General features: G+C 59.8%; 17 protein-coding genes. All 17 read right to left on the reverse strand.

What is annotated here, in order from left to right; translation table 11 throughout:
• Positions 1-12 precede the first annotated feature (12 nt).
• Positions 13-2,949 (reverse strand): TIGR00180 family glycosyltransferase, encoded by a 2,937-nt coding sequence (locus KVG95_RS25470; RefSeq protein ID WP_217858374.1) that lies wholly within the window; start codon positions 2,947-2,949, stop codon positions 13-15.
• 52 nt (positions 2,950-3,001) lie between these two features.
• A complete protein-coding gene (locus KVG95_RS25475) occupies positions 3,002-3,739 on the reverse strand; it encodes a cephalosporin hydroxylase family protein (protein WP_217858375.1) in 738 nt (245 codons plus the stop codon).
• Positions 3,740-3,756: 17 nt separating this feature from the next.
• Entirely contained in the window at positions 3,757-4,827 is a 1,071-nt protein-coding gene (locus KVG95_RS25480) for a class I SAM-dependent methyltransferase (protein ID WP_217858376.1), read from the reverse strand.
• Positions 4,817-5,674, reverse strand: a complete 858-nt coding sequence (locus KVG95_RS25485) for an NAD-dependent epimerase/dehydratase family protein (protein WP_217858377.1) — start codon at positions 5,672-5,674, stop codon at positions 4,817-4,819. Before KVG95_RS25485 ends, KVG95_RS25480 begins: the two co-directional genes overlap by 11 nt.
• Positions 5,671-6,900: a class I SAM-dependent methyltransferase gene (locus KVG95_RS25490; protein WP_217858378.1), complete on the reverse strand. Its 1,230-nt coding sequence runs from the start codon at positions 6,898-6,900 to the stop codon at positions 5,671-5,673. The genes KVG95_RS25485 and KVG95_RS25490 overlap by 4 nt, the downstream gene beginning before the upstream one ends.
• Positions 6,897-7,457 carry a dTDP-4-dehydrorhamnose 3,5-epimerase family protein gene (locus KVG95_RS25495; RefSeq protein ID WP_217858379.1) on the reverse strand — a complete coding sequence of 187 codons (561 nt, stop codon included), beginning with the start codon at positions 7,455-7,457 and terminating at the stop codon, positions 6,897-6,899. Before KVG95_RS25495 ends, KVG95_RS25490 begins: the two co-directional genes overlap by 4 nt.
• Entirely contained in the window at positions 7,454-8,536 is a 1,083-nt protein-coding gene (gene rfbG / locus KVG95_RS25500) for a CDP-glucose 4,6-dehydratase (RefSeq protein ID WP_217858380.1), read from the reverse strand. The genes KVG95_RS25495 and rfbG overlap by 4 nt, the downstream gene beginning before the upstream one ends.
• Positions 8,518-9,291, reverse strand: a complete 774-nt coding sequence (gene rfbF, locus KVG95_RS25505; protein ID WP_217858381.1) for a glucose-1-phosphate cytidylyltransferase — start codon at positions 9,289-9,291, stop codon at positions 8,518-8,520. The genes rfbG and rfbF overlap by 19 nt, the downstream gene beginning before the upstream one ends.
• A gap of 246 nt (positions 9,292-9,537) precedes the next feature.
• Positions 9,538-13,110, reverse strand: coding sequence for a glycosyltransferase (locus KVG95_RS25510; protein ID WP_217858382.1), 3,573 nt, complete (start codon positions 13,108-13,110; stop codon positions 9,538-9,540).
• Positions 13,111-13,234: 124 nt separating this feature from the next.
• A complete protein-coding gene (locus KVG95_RS25515) occupies positions 13,235-14,803 on the reverse strand; it encodes a flagellar hook-associated protein 3 (protein WP_217858383.1) in 1,569 nt (522 codons plus the stop codon).
• Positions 14,804-14,816: 13 nt separating this feature from the next.
• The gene (gene flgK, locus KVG95_RS25520) at positions 14,817-16,877 is read right to left on the reverse strand and encodes a flagellar hook-associated protein FlgK (RefSeq protein WP_217858384.1); all 2,061 of its coding nucleotides are present in this window, start codon (positions 16,875-16,877) and stop codon (positions 14,817-14,819) included.
• Between the two features lie 23 nt (positions 16,878-16,900).
• A complete protein-coding gene (gene flgJ, locus KVG95_RS25525) occupies positions 16,901-18,199 on the reverse strand; it encodes a flagellar assembly peptidoglycan hydrolase FlgJ (protein WP_217858385.1) in 1,299 nt (432 codons plus the stop codon).
• An 11-nt stretch (positions 18,200-18,210) separates the two neighbouring features.
• Entirely contained in the window at positions 18,211-19,320 is a 1,110-nt protein-coding gene (locus KVG95_RS25530) for a flagellar basal body P-ring protein FlgI (protein ID WP_008014241.1), read from the reverse strand.
• 6 nt (positions 19,321-19,326) lie between these two features.
• The gene (gene flgH, locus KVG95_RS25535) at positions 19,327-20,022 is read right to left on the reverse strand and encodes a flagellar basal body L-ring protein FlgH (RefSeq protein WP_123720668.1); all 696 of its coding nucleotides are present in this window, start codon (positions 20,020-20,022) and stop codon (positions 19,327-19,329) included.
• A gap of 52 nt (positions 20,023-20,074) precedes the next feature.
• The gene (gene flgG, locus KVG95_RS25540; RefSeq protein WP_008011001.1) at positions 20,075-20,860 is read right to left on the reverse strand and encodes a flagellar basal-body rod protein FlgG; all 786 of its coding nucleotides are present in this window, start codon (positions 20,858-20,860) and stop codon (positions 20,075-20,077) included.
• A 45-nt stretch (positions 20,861-20,905) separates the two neighbouring features.
• A complete protein-coding gene (locus KVG95_RS25545) occupies positions 20,906-21,646 on the reverse strand; it encodes a flagellar basal body rod protein FlgF (protein ID WP_063342887.1) in 741 nt (246 codons plus the stop codon).
• Positions 21,647-21,876: 230 nt separating this feature from the next.
• A complete protein-coding gene (locus KVG95_RS25550) occupies positions 21,877-23,436 on the reverse strand; it encodes a sigma-54-dependent transcriptional regulator (protein WP_123720667.1) in 1,560 nt (519 codons plus the stop codon).
• Positions 23,437-23,501 lie beyond the last annotated feature (65 nt).

Below are 23,501 nucleotides of genomic sequence, written 5' to 3' on the forward strand. Positions count from 1 at the left end.
TGTCAGCCAGGCTTATGCGAGCAACTGCGCCCAGTTCACACGGGTCGGTTCGCTGAGAGTAAAGCCCTTGCCGGTCAAGGCCAGGTTCTGGTTGTAGGCTGAATCCTGTTCGAAGCGCGATTGCCACTTGTCGCGCAGAGCGGCTGCCGCCTGCGGGTGATCCGGCAAAGTGCCGGGATGGGTGATTTGCACTTGCGGGGTCCATACGGTCAGCAACCCGGCATCAGCGACTTTCAGGCAAAAGTCGACATCGGCATACGCTTGCTCGAAATGTTCTTCATCCAGCCCGCCCAGTGCGTCGAACACCTCCTTGCGCACCATCAGACAAGCATCGGAAACGGCCGAATAGTTCTGCTCGACCAGCAGACGATGCATGTGCCCCGGTGCATCTTTTTTCTCCCCGATGAACGCAGAAGCCACGCCATCATTGAGACCCAGAATCAGACCGGCACCGGTCACGCTGCCTTCGCGATCAACCAGTTTGGCACCCACCACACCCACTTCAGGACGCTGAGCCTGGTTGAGCAAGGCTTCGATCCAATTGGCATTGACCACCTCGGCGTCCGCCGCGAGCAGTATCAGATACTCACCTTGGGCCTGAGCAGCGGCCTGGTTGAGCAGTGCTGACGGGCTCACGCGCTGCTCGTTCTTGATCAGGCGAATCCGCCCGCGGCCGTTTTGCTCCAGACTGTCGAGCCACGTCAGCAGGTCGGTTGACTGACTGTGATTGTCGGCGATGATAATTTCGTTGTTCTGATAGCGCGTGCGCTGCAATACGCTCACCAGGCAGCGCTGCAATTGCTCCTGACCGCCTTCGCTGCGCACGATGATCGATACCTTCGGACGCGCGGCATGGCGGTAGTCGATCCGCAAGCCACCAAACGCCTCGGCACTCACCTGAGCCTGATAGCCACGGGTTGCCAAGTGGCGCACCAGGGTCTGACGTTGGTGCTCGTTCGGTGCCAGCTCCACCGCCGGGGTGATAAGCAATGGCTCGGCCAAATGCGCCAGACCCGCCAGCCCGCCAGTTTCGATCAGGCGCAGCAGCAGGTCGAATTCCAGTGCATCGCTGAACTCGCGGTCGTAACCACCGACATCCACTAGCACCTCACGTCGGATCAGCCAGTGCCGGGCGGTCAACGCCGGCAGACTTTGCAGCAGGTCGAGGTTGAAGGCCGGGCGGAAAACTTCGGTCAATGTGCCGTTACTACGACGCTGAATCTCATCCATCGCCACCGCACGGCAACCTTCGGCGTTCTGCAACTCAAGGCTGGCGCGCAGCAAGCCGGCAGCGGTGAACTCATCACCGGCCTCGGCCAACAGCAGCCAGTCCGAGGTCGAGCGCTGGGCAAGCTGGTTCAGTCTATCGACGTAGTTGCTTGCGCTGACCTTTACAAAATGCACGGTATTTTGTTCGGTGGTGACCTCGGGCAAATCACCGGTGGTGAAGACCACCACCTTGAAAGCGCGGAAAGCGCTTTCCATCAGACTGTCGAAGGTGACCTGCAACTTGTCCATGTCGGCTTCAAGGTCCAGCAACAGAATGCCGAACTGAGGCCCGCCCTCGTTGGCCGCCAGATGTTGATTGATTTTCCGTACCGCGGTGTCGTTCGGCTCGCGGGCCTGTAGCCAGTTCAACAGTCGACCCGAGGGCATACTGTCCAGCAACTGACGACTGTCGTAGGTCGGTACGCTGTCCAAACGTGCAATCCAGTCCATCAATATTTCCGCATCGGCGCTCTCCCCCATGTCCAGCAGTTGCTGCACCAGCTTTTGCACGACCCGACGGTTGAAGGCGCCCAACTGTACGGCATGCAGCAAACGGTTCTGAATGGTCTCGGACGTGTCATTGGAATAGAGGCGCTGCAATGTGTGCTGTTGAAGTAATGCACCTTCCATTTCTTCCAGCTGCAAGCGTCCAGCGGGCATCGCATGGAGCAGGAATTCGCACTCGGTCAGTTGATCAAAAAACGCCTGGTTGTAGAACGGCATCTCGACATACTGCTGAGGCCCGAATGCGCGTTTCGGGCCGATGGTGGGGTCCTTCCAGTAGGACTCGAAGATCGGTTCGATCGTCAATGCATTGCGCGCCGCCAGGCTGTCGGCCAGGGCCTGGAAACTTTGCAGGGCAAACTCGGCGGTCTGCGTCTGGTTCAGGTCACTGATGCCGGTCGGCAGCGTGGCGAGGAAACCGGCAAAGCGCTCACGCTCGGCGACGGAGCGTGCGTCTTTGAAACTCAGGACGTGAATGATTTCGGTATTGTGATCCGAACGGCCATAGTTGACCTCACGCACCACATAAGGCGTTGGCAAAATCCGCGCCTTGGCCCGCGCGAGCATGTAATACACATGGCCGATTTCCTGCCACTCGAAAATCGTGCCTTGCGGCATGGCCGCGTACCAGTCCTGCAACAACGAAGTGCGGTGCACCGCATAGAACGGCGGAATGTACTGGCTCATGTAGTCCAGTACACGATCCTGACCGCGCTCGGCGTTGTAATCCTCTTTCACCTTCTTGTCGCGACGGTAGTACTGCACATAGTTGGAGTGCGTCAGGTACATCAGGCAGTAGCCGTGGCACATACCGTAATCGGGGTTGGCCTCGAGGAAGTTCACCGACTCGGTCAATGCATCGTGCAGCAGGAAATCATCGTCAGCGGCCAGTACCATGTAGGGCGTGGTGACCTGGCTTGCGCCGTACGCAAGCTTTTGCTGAAACCCCGTATAGGTGAACTGCGGCAAATGGCGATAGTCGACCGACGGAAAATCGTCCGCGATGCGTTCGTCGCCCTGCACGGACGAATCCAACACCAGCACCTTGGCGGAGTAACTGCTGTAGTACTGCAAGGCGCGTCGCAGGAACGCACTGCGGTTGTGGGTGATTAAAACCACCGTGAACAGCTCGTTCAGCGGTGTCACGTTGGTTTGAGTGCTGCTTTGAACCTGCATTTTCCTATCCCCACAACCGGCCGATCGCCAAGTACCTGAAGCTGTTTTTTGATTAACGAACGCGACGCAGATAGCCGTCCGGCGCCACGGTGATCAGCAATTTGTTTTGCAGCTGCCGGTCAATTTCGAAGTCCTTGTTCTCTTCCAGGTACTTCCATACGGCAGTTTTCGGGTTGTCGCCCGGGCCCCATGGACGATCCGGGAAGAAGTCGGCCGGCATGTCTTCAACGACGGTGTCCATCACCACGCAGTAGCTGTCCACCGACACCAGCGGTGCATACAGGCGCAGCTCTTCGAGCACGTGATCGTGGGTATGGTTGGAGTCCAGCACCAGAATGACTTTCTTGCCTTCGGCGGCGGCGCGCACTTGTGCGGCGATCGCAGGATCAATGCTCGAACCTTCGATCATCTTGATGCGCTTGCTCATCGGGTGGCTTTCGATGGCTTCACGGTTGTGCGGACGAATGTCGAGGTCGATGCCCAGCACTTCGCCGTGGCCTTGCAGCTCCAGCAAGGAGGCGTAGTAAATGATCGAACCGCCGTGGGCGATGCCGCACTCGATGACCAGATCCGGTTTGACCTGCCAGATGATTTCCTGCACCGCCATCATGTCTTGCGGCAACTGAATGATCGGACGGCCCATCCACGAGAAGTGATAGCTGTATTTGTGCTTGGCCGATTCGTTGAAGAACTCCTGGGCCAGACCGGTGAGTTTCTGGTCGTCACCCTGACGCGCGATTTCTGCCTGGCATTCGGCTTCGAAGGCTTTATTGATGGTGTTGTCGGTCATTTTTGGAATCTCAATAGTCACTGGAACGAAGCGCTGTCGACGGCGTGGTAGACGTAGCGTCCACCGGTCATCCGCTTGATTTCTTCGAGGTAATTGGAGTTCATCACAAACAGGTTGGCGCCTTCGGGCAGAGCGTCCATGGCCTCTTGCGGCGAGGACACCCGCGCGCCGCTCAGGGGCAGATATCGGCCCTGTTTCGCCGGGTTGATATCCACCACGCGATCCACCGCCACACCCGCACGTTGCAGGAACAGCGAATAAATCACGCCTTTGGACGAGGCGCCCCAGATCGCCGAACCCTGTTCGGGCGCGGCCTGAATGATCTGCACGGCGCTGTCGAGGCTGGCGGTGAAACCTTCGGGCAGCGTCAGGCGCGGCACCGGTTGCTCCGGGGTCAGACGCAACGTGGCCAGGTCGGCGACGATGTACAGGTATTGACCACCGAACAGGTGACCGGCTTCGTGCACGGTGCCGAACATCCGGCGCAGGTCATCGAGGCGGAAATAATTGACGTGTTCGTAGAACAGATCGAACCAGGCACGGTGCTCGAGAATCCAGTCGAAACACGGCACTTCGATGTAGATCTGCCCGCCCTGATTGGCCTCGGCGATGACCGCCAGAAAGCTCAACGGTTCCTGAATATGCTCCAGCACATGGCGCAATACGATGGCATCCGCCGACAGCCCCAGGCCGCGAGTGAACGGCGCCCTGATCACATCGCAGTTGTCGCCTTCGTAGGCCGGGTCGATGCCGGTGATGGCGTAGCCCAGGCCTTTTAGCAGCTCAAGAAAATAGCCTTTGCCGCAGCCGACTTCGATCAGCGCCTGACCCTTGAAGTGGCGGGCGATGATCCCTTCGACATCACTCAGGTGCTTCTGGAACTGGCCGGAATGCGCCTGCTCGTTCTGATAGTCAGCGTCGTAGCTGAGCTTGTCGGCGTCGAAGGCCTGATTGAAGATCAGCCCGCTCGCCTCGTCTTGCACCAACACCATGTCGGCGCAGGCCGAAGCTTTCGCTGATTGCGCATCGGCAAAGGTCCGGTTCTGCAACACCGGCAGGTCGGCGACCCGATACAACTCATGCCTCATGCTCTGCTCCCAGTAGCTGTTGCAAGCGGTCCGCCACGCCCCAGAACGCCATCGGCTCGTGGGTCGGGTATGGGTAATGACCCAGACTCAAATCGATCGATGCGCCGCGCTCACGCAACCGTTGTTCGACCAGCGCTCTGACCGATATCGGCTGGCCGCTGGAACAATTGATCACGCCGTCAAATTCGCGCTGTTGCAGGATCGCGGCGAGGTAACCGGCGACCGTGTTGATCGCCAGGTAATCACGCAACTGCTCGCCGGCCGACATATTGAAACTGTCGTCCCCGGCCTCGATTGCCCGATCCAGTGCCGCCAGCAAACTGTTGGGGTTCTGCCCTTCCCCGTGCAGGTAAAACAACCGCGCCCATTGCAGGGTGAACGGCTGTTGACGCTGCAGGTTTTCGAGGAACAGACGCAAAGTGTTCTTGGCCAGCCCGTAAGGGTTACTCGGCCGCGCCTCGGTCTGTTCGCTGAGTGGCCCGCTCTGCATGCCGTACTCGAAGCAGGTACCGGTCACGAGAATTTGCTTCACGCCCGCTGCCACCACGCTTTTGATAAAGCAGTAATCGGCCATCAGGTTGTGCTCGAAGTGAAATAGCGCCTGATAGTTCGGCAACCCTGGCCAGGCGAGATGCGCCAAGGCATCGACGCCATCGGTCAGTGCGCCGAGGTCCAGGTCGGCGGTATGAATATCCGCCGCCACGAACTCCACGGCGTTGATCCACGGCAACTGCGCAGCGGTCTCGGCGTTACGTGCCACGGCCCGGACTTCGCAGCCACGGGCGAGCAAGGATTCGACCAAATGACGGCCGACGAACCCGGTGGCTCCGGTCACGAGCACTTTCACAGCACGGTCAACTCAGGCACGGCGATCACGAATCGGCCGTCCCACTGCCGCACCTGAGCCAACTGTTGACTTACCTCGCGCAACAGGTTCCACGGCAACACCAGGATGTAATCCGGCTTTTCCAGATCGATCTGCGCCGGCGAAACGATCGGAATACGACTACCCGGCATGTACTTGCCCTGCTTGTGCGGATTGACATCGGCCACCCAAGCCAACAGGTCCGTTTTGACCCCGGCGTAGTTGAGCAACGTGTTGCCCTTGGCCGCGGCACCATAACCGGCTACACGCTTGCCGTCGGCCTTGGCTTGCAACAGGAACCGTAGCAGTTCGTGCTTGATGCCCTCGGCCGCTGGCGCCAGGGTTGCGTAGTATTCGGGGTTTTTCACCCCCGCTGCACATTCGGCCTGCAGCTGCTGCTGAACACTTGTCTGCACCTCTCGGCGAACACCGTCGGCACGCTGGACGAACACCCGCAACGACCCGCCGTGGGTCGACAGCTGACTGACGTCGAACACCTTCAGGCCATTGCGCTCGCACAAGGTCTGCACGGCAGTCAGGGACAGGTAGGAATAGTGCTCGTGATAGAGCGTGTCGAACTGCTGGCCGGCCATCAGCGTCAGCAGTTGCGGAAACTCGAACGTCGCCACACCGGTCGGCTTGAGCAAGCAGGCAAAACCACCGAGGAAATCATTGATGTCCGGGACGTGGGCCAACACGTTGTTGGCGACCATCAGGTCGGCGGCCCAGCCTTCGCTGTTCAGTTGCGCAGCGGTGTCGCGACCGAAGAACAGTTCGCGAATCTGCAGACCTTTTTCCCGCGCCGCTTGCGCGGTGCCGCGGGTCGGTTCGACGCCCAGACAGGGAATGCCGCGCCCCGCCACATACTGCAACAGGTAACCGTCATTGGCGGCGATTTCCACCACGCGGCTGTCGGCGCTCAAGCCGAAGCGCTCGACCATCTCGGCCACATAGCGCTCGGCATGGGCCAGCCAGGTGCTGGAGAACGAACTGAAATACGCATACTCGGCGTCGAACAGGCTATCGGCGCGGAAGTAATCCTCGATTTGCACCAACCAGCAGTGCTGACACACCGCAGCCTTCAGCGGCATCCATTGCTCGGCCTGCTCCAGTTGATCGGCGCGCAGGTAGGCATTGGACGGCGGCGATGTGCCGAGATCGATCAGTGGCAAGACCAAAGAAGTACCGCAACCACGGCAGTTGTTCATAGACGCACTCCAGAGAAGTGTTCATCGAGCAAGGAATGGCTGGCGTCCCGGACCGCCAGATTATTGACAGGCAACGGCCAAGCGATGGCCAGCCGTGGATCGTTCACCGACAAACCGCCCTCGTGCTCCGGTGCGTAATCGGCGCTGTGCAGATAGAGCAATTCGGCATCATCGGTCAGGGTCTGGAAACCGTGGGCAAACCCGGCCGGGATCAACAGGCTGCGGCCGTCACCCGCCTTCAGGTGCTCGGCGTGCCAATGCAGAAAGGTTTCTGAGTCGGGACGCAAGTCCACCGCCACATCCCAGACTTCGCCCCGCAGGCAAGTGACCAGCTTGGCTTCCGGCGCATTGGAATTTTGATAATGAAGCCCCCGTACACTGCCTCGTAAACGTGTGCAGGAATGGTTGATCTGGCGGATATGAAACGGCTCGCCGAAGGCGCTCAAGCTGCCTTCGCAGAACAGCCGGGCAAATTGCCCGCGGTCATCTTCAAAACGTTTGTGCTGCACGCTGAACAAACCGGCCAGCGGCAAGGCTTTCAACAGAAATTCACTCATAGTGCGCCTCGGTACAGGTTCAACTGGCCCAGGGTGACTTCACGCATGTCATCGCCGTTCTGCCACGCCAAGTGCCAATCGAGGGTCTGGGTCAGGCACTGCTGCAACGACCAGCGCGGTTGCCAGGCCAACAGTTGACGGGCACGGCTGCTGTCCAGGCGCAACAGGCCGGCCTCATGCAAATCACTCGGTTCGATGCGCAAGCCGCGCGCTTGCGGCCAGCGGCTGGCGAGCAGCTCGACCACTTCGCCGACGCTGCACATGTCCGCTTCGCTCGGGCCAAAGTTCCACGCGCCGGCAAACGCCGGGCCTTGCTCGTAGAGGCCGGCGGCCAATTGCAGATAACCGGCCAACGGTTCCAGGGCGTGCTGCCACGGGCGCACGGCCTGCGGGTAGCGCAGGGTCACGGGCTCATTCGCCGACCAAGCCTTGAGCACGTCGGGAATCAGGCGCTCAGGCGCGAAGTCCCCGCCGCCCAGTACATTACCGGCGCGCGCGGTGGCCAACGCCAGACCGTGTTCCGCGTACTTGTCAGCCGGGAAGAACGACGCGGCGTAAGACTGCGCCAACAATTCACAGCAAGCCTTGCTGCTGCTGTAAGGATCGTGACCGCCGAGGGCTTCGTCTTCGCGGTAAGGCCACAGCCATTCCTTGTTGGCGTAGACCTTGTCGGTGGTCACCAGCACGCAGGCGCGCACGCCACCGACCTGGCGGATCGCTTCGAGCAGATTGAGGGTTCCCATCACGTTGCTGGAATAGGTGCCGAGCGGATCGCGATAGCCTTCGCGCACCAGCGGCTGGGCCGCCAGGTGCAGGACGATTTCCGGCTGCACTTCGGCGATCAGCTCCAGCAAGGCGCCGAGGTCACGCAGGTCGCCGCGCTGATCGTTGATGCCCTCATGCACCCGGACCAGTTCGAACAGGCTCGGTTCGGTGGACGGATCGAGCGAAAACCCGCTGACCTCGGCACCGAGGCTTTGCAGCCACAACGTCAGCCAGCTGCCCTTGAAACCGGTGTGGCCGGTCAGCAGAACCCTTTTACCGCGCCAGAATTCCGGACTCAGGCCCATTGCTTCCATGGGGCCTCCCCGCTCTGCCACAACGCTTCGAGGTGGTTCTTGTCACGCAAGGTGTCCATCGGATGCCAGAAGCCTTCGTGCTCGAAGGCCTTCAACTGTTCATCCTGGGCCAGACGGGCCAAAGGCTCGGCTTCCCAAGTGGTGTCATCACCGCCGATGTACGGCAGCACTTTGGGCGAAAGCACAAAGAAACCGCCATTAATCCAGCCGCCGTCACCACGGGGCTTCTCGGTGAAACCGAGCACCTGATCGCCGTGACGCTCCAGGGCACCGTAACGGCCCGGCGGTTGTACGGCAGTGACGGTCGCCAGACGACCGTGGGCGGTGTGGTAGTCCACCAGTTGACGGATATTGATATCGGAGACGCCGTCGCCGTAGGTAAAGCAGAAGGCCTCTTCATCCTTGAGGTAGCGGCCGGCGCGGAGCAAGCGGCCACCGGTCATGGTTTCCTCGCCAGTGTCGATGAGGGTGACGCTCCACGGCTCGCTGTAGTTCTGGTGCACGTCCATGCGGTTGTTGCGCATGTCGAAGGTGACGTCGGAGGTGTGCAGGAAGTAGTTGGCGAAGAAATCCTTGATCGCATAGCCCTTGTAGCCAAGGCAAATCACGAAGTCATGAATCCCGTGGGCGGAGTACTGTTTCATGATGTGCCAAAGAATTGGCTTGCCGCCGATCTCGATCATCGGCTTGGGCTTGAGGTGCGACTCTTCGCTGATGCGCGTGCCCAGGCCACCCGCCAGAATTACTGCCTTCATCGTCTCCCCTCTTGTTCTTCACAGAGCTCGGCCAAGCTATTTCAGGCTTTTGCGGGCTGTCTGGCTAAAACGCTCTGCCGTGGTCAGGCGCTGGCGTACCGGCCGCAGCGCTCGTTTTATGGCGATATGAGGGGGACTTGCAGGAAACGCGCCAGCTCATAAATCCAAATAGAAGGCACAAAAAAGGGACGAACCCGGATCATGTAGACCGGGTGCGTCCCCAAGCGTATGGCCTTTAATACTGGATCAGTTTGGCAACCAGCCCTCGGCCCAGTAATTGAGGTTGTTGCCCTTGAGCATGTAATCGCGCAGCACCTCTTCTCTCAGTGCATCACCCATGCGATAGCTCGCATCAGGGTCGGACAGGTGCATGCGGATTGCCTCAAGCCATTCTTCGGTACTGTTGCTCACAACCTTGGTGCAGGGTAGATAGCCGCGATAGGCTTCGGTGTCGGTGCAGATCACCGGATAACCGCAGGCGCCGTACTCCAACAAGCGCAGGTTGCTCTTGCAGTCGTTGAAGATGTGGAACTCCAGGGGAGCCAGCGCCAGGTCGAGGTTCAGGCTGGCCAGTTTGGCCGGATAGGCTTCCAGGCCGACGCTGGGATGAAACTCATGGACAAAAGGACGCAAAGCCGGCGGACACATGCCGAAGAACACCCATTCGACTTCGTTGGCCAGCAGACGCACCACGTCCGCAATGATGGCCAGATCTCCATCATGGCTCGTCCCGCCACCCCAACCCACGCGAGGTTTGCGAGAAGTGCGGCGCTGACTGGTGAGCCCGACCCAGAGGTGCGGCGCGAGCATGTTCGGGACGACCCGGATATCGTGATGCATGTCACGCAATGCATCAGCCAAAGGCTGGGTCGAGACCACGACGCGATCACACAACCCTACGCCACGACGCACTATTTTATCGACCCCGACCTCGGCCTTGCGCAGGTGTGCGTTCTTTTTCGGAACATCAATCACATAATCGTCAAGTTCGTAGATCCGGAAAGCGCGAGAGCAGTTTTTGATTCGTTCGACCTCATTGACCGCGCCCTGGCTATAGCGCCCCTGCAACACGATCACGTCGGGAGAACGCCGCTCGAGCTCAATATCCGTCGGCGCCTGATAAGTCAGGTGCCCCACCACACGCCCGGCCGCCTCCAACTCAAGGAACGGCTGAGTGACCCGGTAATGACCCACGGCAGTCGTATTGATTGGAATCGCCAGAACATTGGGCAAAAGCTGACGCGAGAACGGGTTCCAGCCATCCTTGAGTCCCGGCTCCAAACTGAAATTACTGGTGCCCAGACTCAGATTGGGGTTGTAGGCCGGATCCCTGGCCACCACTGGCAACCATCGCTGGTAAAAACTTTTTTGCTCGGCCTGCAACACCTTGGGAGCGGGATTGAAGGCAGAGGACGGAACCACTCGCATCAACTCGGCGTAGGGCGTCCACACCACCAGGTATCCGCTTTGCTTCACACGCAGACAGAAGTCAGCGCCATTGAGTGCTTGCGCCAGATTTTTCTCGTCCAGGCCATGAAGATCATCAAAAACCTTCTTGCGCACAAGCAGGCAATCGATGCCCACGGCACTGAAATTCTGCACTGTCTGCTGGCGCTGCATGTAACCCGACGTGTTGAGCGGCTCACCACGATTGGGAACACCCACGGCACCCCGCAATCCCAGCACCAGGGCCGTCCCCTCGATACGTCCTTGCGGGCTCAGCAGCCGACCACCGACCACGCCGACTTCCGGACGCTGAGCGTGATTGAGCAACTCGTCGAGCCAATCCGGGTTGACAACGACACTGTAGGGGCTGAGAAACAGCAGATAGTCGCCGCGGGCGTGGCCGGCAGCGAAGTTCTGCACTGCCGCCAGATTGTCGCCATGATCGCAGCGCAACACCCGAAGTTTGTCACTGCCCACCTGCTCCATCGCCGACAGCCAATTGCAGGCATCCACAGCCGTGCTGGCGTTGTCGACAATGAGAATCTCATATCGCGTGCAAGCGGTTTTATCCAACAGACTTTCGACACAACGCTCCAGAGAGCCGAGCTCATTGCGGGTCGCAATGATGATCGAAACCATGGCCGGCTGATCGTGCAGATAATCCACACGGTTGATCATAGGCTGGCTGCCGGAGCGGATGCGGTGGGGTGCGCCGAGCCGCTCCAGATGCGCAGCCAGCACACACGGGTTCTGTTGGATGACCTGCGGTTGCGCCAGCCACTGGGACAGACGCAAGGTGGACTCCACAAGGACTTCGGCAATATGACCGATAGCGTGCGGCCCGTTACTCTCCACCACACGCCAGACCAGATCATGCACACCCAGCTCGCCAAAACCGTCTGCCATGCCGCCCAGCTCGATAACCCGTTGCCGCTGCAGGGCCAGCACCCGGCCGACATAGGGGTAGCTGCGCATCAGATCCAGGTTGAAATCCGGCTTAAACACCGGCTCGATCGATACCTCATCGCGCAATCCGCCTTCGTCACTGTAAAGGCAGCGCACGTCAGGCGTTTCAACTATGCGCTCTGCCAGTAACAGTAAAGCCAGTTCATTCAAGCGATCGCCCGCGCGAACCAGATAGATCCAGTCTGCGTTGTCCAACTGGGCCAGCAGGCGATTGAACTGGGCAACCGAATCATCTTCCAGACGCACATGACGCACGCCGTCGCACGAGGCGCGCTGCGAATCGGACAGCACCACCACTTGCTCGGCGGCATAGGTTTGCTGACGAATGCTCTTGAGCGTCTCCTCGAGCGCCGGAACATCGCCTTCGCTGTCGAGAACAATCGGCACGATGCGCGGACGCCAGCTCCAACTCTGCAAACGAGCCTCGAGCAAACGTTGCTGAGCCGGGTTCAAATGACGGCAGGACAGCCATTGCCCATACATATCGGTAAAGCTGTCGCAGTCGTCACCTACCCGAGTGCGCACCACCGTTTGAATGAAGCCCAGTTGCCGGCCAAGACTGGTTTCTTCCCAGGCATACGCTTGACCCTCAATCGCATCGGCCAGTGCCAGATAACGCACCCAGCCCGGTGCAGGCGCCGGCTCGCCACTGCGCAAGGCAAGCATTTGCTTGAGCCAATCGAGCTCTGTCATTACCGCAGCCTTGATTGGCGCCTGATTGCTCAGCCGCGCCGGATGCAAGCGCTCAAGACTCAATACCTGACTCACCACCACCAGATTGCCACGCCGTAGCAGACAGGCGAACAAGGCGAAGTCCAGACGGGCGACAAAACCTTCGCCAATCTGGGTCAGGGCCGGCAAATATTCCAGCGCATGCCGGGTTCGCAACAATGCCCCACTAAGACCACTGAGAAAGTTGATCGGGGTGCTTTCCAGAATGCCCAGCAGATCCTCGCCCTTGAACAAGGTGACACCTGTGGAAAAGCAGCAGTTTTCCACACGGTCGGAAAGCAGGATGTAATCACCGTCGTAAAACTGCCGCTGGCCGATCACCAGGTTGACGTCTTCGTGGTCGATGAAGCCGATGATCTGCTGAGTGATGCATTCAGGGAGCAGTTGGTCGTCGTCGCACAGCAACTTCAGATAGTCACCGCTGGCCTCTTGCGTACAGGCCATGAGGTTGGCCTGAAAACCCAAGCACTGCGGATTGCGCACATAGCGCAGGCGAATCGAGACAGGCACCTCACAGGCATCGACAATCTCGCGGATCTCGTCACCTCCACTGTCATCGCAGACGATCACTTCAAGATTGGCGTAGGTCTGACTCAGCGCACTTTGCAGCGCTGTCTGGAAGAACTGCGGGTTGAAGGCGGGAATGGCAATGGTGACAAGAGGTGCTGGTTTCACGGCGGGAGAACTCGCGAGCGGCGGGAGCTTACTTCAACGAAGTGAAACTCCCCGAACCGCTGAATAAAGACGGTTTGCACTCGGCAGTCGCAAGCCTTCGCGAGATCATCGCGAAGGCCTTGACTCAGACTTTGTTGAACAGCCCCAACTGAGCGATCTTGCTGAACGCCAGTTGCGAAGCTTGCAGCATGGTCTGCTGCAGAGTCAGGCGGGTCATCACTTCAGCCGGATCGGAATCGCGAATGGCCGATTGGGTCTGGGTGTTGGCGAGTGCCAGGCTCTGGTTGATATCGGTCTGAGTCACCAATGACGCACCGCGACCACCTACAGAACTGATACTCGAAGCAAGTTGATCCATGCCGCTGGACAGGTTGCCGATACCGGCAGTGACTGCAGCGTTCATTTTCTGAGTGATAATCGGATCATTGTTGGTTGGCGTCGACAGCGCTGTTTTCAGTTGGCTGACGGTATCCAGAATGTTCTGGGTCTGATGCGTATTGACCGCCACCGAGAACTGATCACCTGCCCCCGGCGTACCGGCCAAGGTGAACGAGACACCCGATGCTGTCGCGGTCGTACCGGCCATGGTACCGGTGGACACCGGCTTACTGTTGGCGGTCACTGGCGCGGCATAAAGTTCGAAGTTCGTCGCACTGGTGAACTTGAGAATCGCCCCGCCGCCCGGGAAGCTGGCATGGTAGTCGGTGCTGTTGGTTACAGAAGCGTCAGTCACCAATGCAGTCGACGGATTGCCCGGACTGCGCGATGTGTTGAAGCTGTCCGGCTTGGCTGCCAGCGTGAAGCTGTGCCCGGCGATGACCGTGTCTGGGGTGGTATCACCCGACTTGAGGTTGATATTGAGTTTCAGGTCAAGACCACGAAAACTCACGGTTTGAGTGGCTGCGTTACTGGAAGAGAACACACCGCCCTGACTGGCTTCTGCCGTTACGTCATTACCCAGCGCATCGGTGATTTGTAACTGTGTGCTGCTCAGGAACGACACGGTGTAAGGCTCGCCGCTGCGGAACTTGGCGTTGTAAGTGACATCGGAGCCCACCTGACCGTTGGACAACACCACACGACCATCATCGACCGCAGGCGCGGTGAGCGTGGTCTGCGTCCGGGTGGTGTTGATCGCCTGCTGGAACACCTCCCAACCCGTGCTGTTGGTGGCCATCGACTGGGTATCGCCAATTGGCAGATCCAGTGTGACCTGATCACCGTTGTAGGTGTAGCTGCCATCGGTGTTGCGGCTGAACGGCACGACATCGCCCTTGGATCCGGCAAAGATGTACTTGCCGTTTTCATCCTTGGTGTTCATCAGGCTGAGCAATTGCTCTTCAATCTGACCCAATTCGGAAGCGTTCGCCTGGCGGTCGGCATCGGTATAGCCGGCGTTGCCAGCGCCCAACGCCAGCTCCTTGGCGCGTTGTAGCACGTTGCCGATACTGGTCATCACCGCTTCGGTCTGCCCGAGCGTGCCCTTGATGGTGGTCATGTTGGCTGAGAATTGGTCGAGCATCGAAGCCTGTTGGCCCAATTGCAGCAAGCGCGCAGCGCCGACCGGATCATCGGCCGCGGTGTTGACGCGAACGAGGCTGCTGGCCTCTTCGCTGCTCTTGACCACGTTGGAGAAATTCTTCTGATAGTTGGCAGCAGAGGACTCGTAAAACTGGGCGGTAGAAATGCGCATGGGCTACGACTCCTTAAAGACTGTTGATCAGTGTGCTGAAGATTTCCTGCGCAGCCTTGATGATCTGCGAAGACGCGGTGTAGTACTGCTGATACTTGACCAGATTGCCGGTTTCCTCATCGAGGTCGACACCCGATAGCGAATCGCGAGCGCCTTTGGCATTGGCCAGAATCGCTTCGGTGGCAGCGCTATCGAGTTTTCCCTGGGCCGCCTTGGCACCAACACCCGAGACCAGTTTGCCGTAGGCATCGTTCAGGGAAATACCGTTGCTGGCCGAACCGGTGTCCACAGTCTGCTTGGTCTGAAGACCGGCCAGTACGGTGCCGTTACGGTTGTCCAGAGAACCTGGCTGACTGAGCGACACGTTGATCGCCGTCGAGGTACCCGGCGAGCCCGCGATGGTCATGTCGAATGATGCAGTACGCTGCACGACTGGCGGTCCCGGATCATTGATCGCGGCACCGCTGGCGTCGACCAGTGGAATGGTCAGGCTCAGCGTATTGTTCTGGCCCGGCACAATGGTGCCGCTGCTGAGTGGGTTACCTTGGGCATCGAGCATTTGGTAAGTCTGAGTCGTACCACCGGCCGCACCAAACACGATCTTGACCGGCGTCGAAGTCTTCAGGCCGTTCTGGATCGCTGTAGTGGTGGCCGAGTCATAAATATCGAACTGCGTAGTCAGGGTCGGTTGACCGCTGGCCGGAATCGTCAATGTGCCGCTGCCGCCAGCAGCAATTGCCGCACCCAACGGTGCCGCGATGGCCAGACGCTTGGAGTCGGTCATCTCGGTCTTGATGTTGGTCGCCGCGTTGCGGGTCGGGGTGATCTTGAAGGTGTCGCCGGCGGCTGCAGTACCACCGGTGAGTTTCATGGAGAAACCATCGATCACTGGCGGCGGCGTGGTCAGCGTGCTGAACGCGCCCATGGCGGTGCCTTCAGGCAGGCGCTGCAAGGTGTAGTCGGTGGCACTGGTGAACGTGACCTTGTAATCGTTGATGGTCAGCTTGCCGCTGTCCTCGATGGTCACATCGAAATTGCCCGAGCCCGCACTGTTGCCGACTGTGGCAATACTGCGCTGGGCCATTTGCGCGGCACTGTTGATGCTGTTGAACAGATTCGAGCCGAAGTCACCGTTCTTGTCGATGCCTTGGGCCTGAATGGTATTCATCTGATCGGCAACGACCAGCGCCACACGCCCCAGCTCGTTCATGGCCGGGTCCAGCACGGTGCTGCGATAGCGCAGCAAACCGCCCATCTCGCCACCGGTCATCACCGAGGTGACATCGATGGTGCTCGAACCGCGATTGAGCTGAATGGCCGAACGCGACGGGTCGGCTTTGCTCGGCACCACTTCCAGCTTGCTGACGGTGCTGCCCATGACCAGCGGCTGACCGCTGCCCAGGTAAACATCAAGGTTGCCATCACGCTCGATCACTTGCGCACCGGTGAAGGTGGACAACTGGCGTACGGTCTCGTTGCGCGCGTCGAGCAGGTCGTTGGGCATGCCGCCTGCGTTGGAAACTTCGGAAATTTTCTGGTTCAACTGAGCCACGGTAGCGGCCAGTTTATTGACCTGATCGGCCATGTCCGCCAGGTTGCCATTGACGTTGGCGTTCTGCTGCGTCAACTGGCTGGAGATCGAGTTGAATCGGTTGCTCAGGGCTTGCGCATCGCTGAGCAGCAGTTGGCGGGAAGCATCGTCGCCCGGTTTGGCGTTGACGTTCTGTACCGAGGCGAAGAATTTGGTCAGGGCGCCATTGAGACCGGTGCCGCTGTCCGACAGCAACGCATCGAGCGGGCTGATCTGCCCGGCGTAGGCCGCCGAGTCGCTGTTGAGCGAAGTGGTGGTCTGCAGCTGCGCATCGAGGTAGCTGTTATACACCCGACGCACATCGGCAAGGGTCGTACCGGTGCCGATGTAGACATTGCCGAACTGATTCGAGGCCTTGGTGCCCTGCACGGTTTGCTGGCGTGAGTACCCGGAGGTGTCGGCGTTGGCAATGTTATTGCCGGTAGTCATCAGCGCGGTTTGGCTAGCGGATAAACCCGACATCCCGATATTGAGCAAACTCATGGTTCAAACCTTATACCTTATGCCTATAAAGGCGTGGTGGAAGCGCCCGCCGCAGCGTAGTTTTGGTAACTCGTCATCTGCTTGGCTATCTGCGAAATCTTGCTTGCGTAATCCGGGTCGGTTGCATACCCGGCTTTTTGCAACTCGCGTACAAACTGTTCTGGGTTATCGGCCGACTTCAGCACATCTTGATAGCGATTATTGCTTTGCAGCAGCGTCACGAGGTCATGGAAGCTGTCTTTGTAAGAGCCGTAGGAACGGAACTCGGCCGTCTCCTTGACCCTCTCGCCATTTCTGAATTCGCTGGTGATCGCGCGCGCCGAATCGCCCTTCCAGTTACTGCTGGCCTTGATGCCAAACAGGTTGTGGCTGCTGCTGCCATCCTGGGCGCGCATGACCGATTTGCCCCAACCGGTTTCCAGGGCAGCCTGAGCCACCAGATAACGCGGATCGACACCGATACGGTCGGCAGCTTCTTTGGCCATCGGCAACATGGTGTTGACGAATTCGTCGGCGGAACTGAAGGCTTTCTTCGGCGGTGCCAAGGGTATTTGAGCCATGGCACGGCCATAAATCTGCAGGCGCCCGCTGGATGTCGTATCCGTTTGCGAAGCCAGCCAATCGCCGTTGTACAGAGGGCCGGAACCTGCCTTGGTGCTTTGCGGCACCTGGATGTTGTTCTGCGGTGTTGTGGCGGTTGTTGCAGCCGTCGATGCCGACGGCACCAGCCCGGCGAGCAAACGATCAGCCAGTTTCGGCGGCAACGCCAGACGCCGCTGATTGATCAGCGCCATGTCATTGCGATGAGCGCCCTCCCCCGCGCTTGTCGGCGTCTTCACCGAACGCGAAGCCCACAACGGGCGCTCACCATTGAGACGCGACAGCGGCCCGTTGGTGGCGACCGTACCGGCGGCAATCGGTGTTTCCACGGCGGCTTTCGCGGCAGCCTGTTTGGCGGCGGACGCCGCTGCGGCCTCCCCCGGCGCCATCGGTTTGTTCTTCGACATCTGGCGCATCAGTACGTCTGCCAGGCCAATACCGCCGCCTTCGCGGGACATGGAAACAGCCAACTGCTGGTCGTACATTTCCTGGTATTGCTTGGCTGCAGGTGTGTTGAGCGGGTTGTCCTGGCCCAGCGCTTCGGTAGCCGAGCGCATCGACTTGAGCATTTCACCAAGGAACAGCGATTCGAATTCCTGCGCCACTTTGCGCATGTTCGCATCGCTGTTCTTGTCGCCGACCTTGAGCTGGTTCAGGCGATTCAGGTCCGAGTAGGAACCCGAGTCGCTGCTGCTGACCAGACCGCTTTTACGCATATCCATGGCCGCCGTCCTCAGATCACGATCAGGTCGGCTTGCAACGCGCCGGCCTGCTTCAGCGCTTCGAGGATCGCCATCAAGTCACCCGGTGCCGCGCCGACCTGGTTCACCGCCCGGACGATTTCGTCGAGGGTGGTGCCCGGGCCGAACTTGAACATCGGCTTGGCTTCTTGCTGGGCGTTGACCCGCGAGCGCGGCACCACCGCCGTCTGCCCGTTGGACAGAGGGCCAGGCTGGCTGACGATCGGGTCTTCGGTGATGGTTACGGTCAGGCTGCCGTGAGTCACGGCGGCCGGGGAAACCTTGACGTTCTGGCCGATCACGATGGTGCCGGTCCGCGAGTTGATGATGACTTTCGCCACCGCCTGACCCGGGTCGACTTCGAGGTTTTCGAGGATCGACAAATAGTCGACCCGCTGGCTCGGATCGAGTGGCGCAGTCACGCGGATCGAACCACCGTCGATGGCCTGAGCGACGCCAGGGCCAAGCATGTTGTTGATCTTGTCGACGATGCGTTTGGCGGTGGTGAAGTCCGAACGGTTGAGGTTCAAGGTCAGGCTGTTGCCCTGATTGAAACCGCTTGGCACCGCACGCTCGACCGATGCACCGCCAGGGATGCGACCGGCCGACGGAACGTTGACAGTGATTTTCGAACCGTCACGACCTTCGGCATCGAAACCGCCAACCACCAGGTTGCCCTGAGCGACGGCGTAGACGTTGCCATCGATACCTTTGAGCGGCGTCAGCAGCAAGGTGCCGCCGCGCAGGCTCTTGGAGTTACCGATGGACGCAACGGTGATATCCACCTGCTGACCCGGCTTGGCGAACGCTGGCAAGTCGGCACTGATCGATACCGCTGCAACGTTCTTCAACTGCACGTTGCCCGAACCTGCCGGCACCTTGATGCCGAACTGCGAAAGCATGTTGTTGAACGTCTGCAGGGTGAACGGGGTCTGGGTCGTCTGGTCGCCGGTGCCGTTAAGCCCGACCACCAGGCCGTAGCCGATCAATTGGTTGGAACGCACGCCGGAAATACTGGCGATGTCCTTCAGCCGCTCGGCTTGAGCATCGAAGGCTGCGGTCAGCAACAGAGCGCCCACCATCAGGTGTTTAAGATTCAACATAGCCACCTAGAAAGGGAACAGCGGGCTGAGGAAGAAACGGTCGAACCAGCCTGGCTGACTCGCATCGGCAAACGCACCGGTGCCCGAATAGGTGATGCGTGCATCGGCGACGCGGGTCGACGACACGGTGTTGTCGGTGGCGATGTCATCGGCGCGAACGAGGCCGGCAATGCGCACCAGCTCATCGCCAGTGTTGAGGGTCAGCCACTTCTCGCCGCGCACGGCGATGATGCCGTTGGGCAACACGTCGGCGACGGTCACGGTAATCGAACCGGTCAGGCTGTTGCTCTGGCCGGACTTACTGTCGCCCTTGGTCGCGCGGTCGGCGCTATAGCCGGCGTTCAGACTCAGGTCATTGCCACCGATAGGGTTGTTGGTGGTCAGGCTGGAGCCGAACAACGAGGTCAGTCCGACACTGGTGTCGCTGTTCTTGTCGATCTGCGAGTTGGCGTTCTTGCTCGCCTGGGTGCGCTCGTTCAGGGTGATGGTGATGATGTCACCGACCCGGAACGCCTTGCGGTCGCTGTACAGGTTCTGCTCGAAACCGGCCTGGTAGATCGAGCCGTTATTGGCGGCAGCCGGCAGCGGCGTGCGCGGCAACACCGGGGCGTAGTAAGGGTCATTGGGCTTGGGCGGCGGAGCGACGCAGCCCGCGAGCACGACGACCCCACTCAGTGCCAGAACAGATACAAAGCGATTCATGACCCTACCTCACGGTGTTGCAGGCGACCTCATGGCCGCCTCATAGACTTGATTACAGATTCTGCGTTACGAACGAGAGCATCTGATCGGCAGTGGAGATCACTTTGGAGTTCATCTCGTAGGCGCGCTGAGTGGTGATCATGTTGACCATCTCTTCAACGGTGCTGACGTTGGACGTTTCCAGGGTGTTCTGCAGCGTGGTACCGAAACCGGCGAGGCCCGGGGTGCCGACTTGCGGCGCGCCACTGGCAGCGGTTTCCAGGAACAGGTTGTTACCCACCGCTTGCAGACCGGCCGGGTTGATGAAGTCGGCGGTTTGCAGGTTGCCGATCACTTGGGAGGCCGGGTTGCCGGCAACGGTGATGGACACGGTGCCGTCACGGCCGACAGTGAAGGTCTGAGCATCGTTCGGAATAACAATGGCCGGCTCCAGGGCGAAGCCGCTGGCGTTGACGATCTGGCCGTTGGAATCCAGGTGGAACGTACCGTCACGGGTGTAGGACGTGGTGCCGTCCGGCTGCAGAATCTGGAAGAAACCGCGACCGTCGATGGCCATGTCCAACGGCTGCTCAGTGGTTTGCAGGCTACCGGCAGTGAAGTTTTTCTGGGTGCCGACGATGCGCACACCAGTACCCACTTGCAGACCCGACGGCAGTTCGCTGTCCTGGGTCGACTGGGCGCCTGGCTGGCGTTTGATCTGATACAGCAAGTCCTGGAACTCGGCGCGGTCACGTTTGAAACCCGTGGTCGATACGTTCGCCAGGTTGTTGGAAATGGTGGTGAGGTTGGTGTCCTGGGCGGACAGACCTGTTTTGGCAACCCATAGAGCCGGAAGCATTCGATTCTCCTCGTGCGCCTGTTTTACGGCGCGACGTTCTGATAATTAGCTGATCTGCAAGACCCGAGCCATGGCCTGGTCATCGTCTTTGGCGGTGTTCATCATCTTGATGTGCAGCTCGAACTGCTTGGCCAGCGCCAGCACCGAGGTCATTTCTTCCACGGCATTGACGTTGCTCGACTCAAGGAACCCGGACACCAGCTTGACGTTGGCATCGGCCTGCGCCGGCTTGCCATCCTTGGTGTGGATCGAACCGTCCAGGCCTTTGGTCATGTTCTTGAAGTCTGGGTTGACCAGTTTGATACGGTCGACTTCGGCCATCACGCGAGGGCCTTCGCCCATCGCACGGATGCTGATGGTGCCGTCTTCGCCGACTTCGATTTGTTGCTCGGGCGGCACGGCAATCGGCCCGCCATTGCCTACCACTGGCATACCGTTGCCGGCGCGCAGCACGCCCAGCGCGTCAACGTTCAGGCTGCCGGTGCGCACGTAGCTTTCACCGCCATCGGGGTTCTGCACGGCGATCCAGCCATTGCCCTGCACCGCGACATCGAGGTCGCGACCGGTTTGCACCAGCGCACCCGGGGAGAAGTCGGTGGCCGGACGCTCGCTCATGGCAAACGCACGCGCCGGAAAGCTGTCACCAAACACCGGCATCGAACGGGCCTGTTCCAGGTCCTTCTGAAAACCGTTGGTAGAGATGTTCGCCAGGTTGTTCGCATGAGCCTTCTGCGCCAGTGCATTCTGGCTGGCGCCGGTCATTGCCACATAAAGGTACTTGTCCACACTCTTTCCTCTGCATGCCGGACGTTTGCCGCCCACCGCTGTACTGCTGAGCCATAAGCAATTTGCAGACCAACTTTTTTCTGGCGGCGCCGGGCCCGGCAAACAAAGGACTTGAGGGATTCAGAGGGGATTGGGGGAATGTGTCGAAGACGAAAAACCGGCGGTGTTATGCCGCTTGCGGCAAGCGTCGACCTTGGCAGCCAACACGGCCCCCTCGCCACAAAAGCTGTCTAGCCCGGCTCTTTACCGACCTCATACTCACGCAACTTATTGGCAATGGTCGTATGCGAAACCCCCAACCGCTTGCCCAGTTGCCGACTGCTCGGATGCTCGGAATACAAACGTTCCAGCACCGCCTTTTCAAAGCGCCCGACAATCTCGTCCAAGCCGCCCTCAAGGGAAAAATCGCCAAGCGGCTGACGCACGCCGTAGTCAGGCAGACGAATGTGCTCGGCTTTGACGGTCCCGCCGTCGCACAGGGAAACCGCCTGGAACAGTACGTTTTCCAATTGCCGCACGTTGCCCGGCCAATGATAATGGCTGAGCCGTTCCATCGCCGCCGGCGCCAGTTTCGGCAACGGACAACCGATCTGCCGACTGGCCTGATCGAGGAAGTGCTCCACCAGCGGCGCCAAGCCGTCGAGGCATTCTCGCAGCGGCGGGATGTGTAGCGAGAGCACGTTCAAGCGGTGGTACAAATCCTGGCGAAATTCACCGCGAGCACACAGCTCGGACAAGTCCACTTGCGTTGCGCAGATCACCCGCACATCCAGATAGACCTCTTCATCACTGCCGACACGACGGAAGCAACCGTCCTGCAGAAAGCGCAGCAATTTCACCTGTAAGCGCGGGCTCATTTCGCCGACGCCGTCGAGGAACAACGTGCCGCCCGCTGTCAGCTCCAACAGCCCGAGCTTGCCTTCGGCCCGCGCCCCTTCGAAGGCACCGGGGCCGTAGCCGAACAGTTCGGTCTCGGCCATGGACTCCGGCAGACCGGCGCAGTTGAGCGCCATCAGCGGTGATTGCCCACGCGGGCTCGCCAGGTGACAGGCCCGCGCCAACAACTCTTTGCCGGTGCCGGTTTCGCCTTCTATCAATAGCGGCGCATCCAGCGGTGCCATGCGCCGCGCTTCGCGCACCACCGCCGCCATCACTTTCGAACTCTGGAAAATGCTGTCGAAGCCGCGCAATTCCTGCTTGCGCACGTTATAGATGCGCTCGCCCACCCGATCCGCCCGGTGCAACGTCAACACCGCACCGGCCATGGCCTCGCTTTCGTCATGCTCCGATTGCAGCGGCGCGATGTCGGCGAGAAACACGTCACCCTTGACCTTGACCCGCAAGCCGTTGATCCGCGACTTGTTGGCGCGCACCAACTCCGGCAAATCGAAATCCTCGGCGTACCGCGACAGCGGAATCCCCGGCACCTCGTCCACCCGCACCCCGAGCAACTGCGCTGCTGCACGGTTGGCCGCGACGATGGAGCCGCCCATGTCGATCGACAGCACCGGAAACTCCAGGGCCCCGAGCAAGGCATTGAGCTCCATGTGCCGACGCTCGCTGGGCATCAGCCCTACGCGCTTGACGCCGAATACCCCGCCAATCGCCTCAAACTTCGGACGCAACGCCTGGAACTGAATGTTGATCAGGTTCGGGCAGTGCAGATAGATCGCATTGCCGTGCTCACCACCCACTTCGCCGCGAGCAACGTTGATCCCGTACTCGACCAGCAGGTTGAGAATATCGCGCAGGATACCGATGCGGTTCTGGCAGTGGACTTTGATACGCATATAAAGGCCCGTAACAGCGGTGATCGAGGCCCGGCGCAAGAAATTTTCTGCGTGGGCACCAAGTT

It is taken from the genome of Pseudomonas farris, from assembly GCF_019145235.1.
Taxonomy (GTDB): Bacteria; Pseudomonadota; Gammaproteobacteria; order Pseudomonadales; family Pseudomonadaceae; genus Aquipseudomonas; species Aquipseudomonas farris.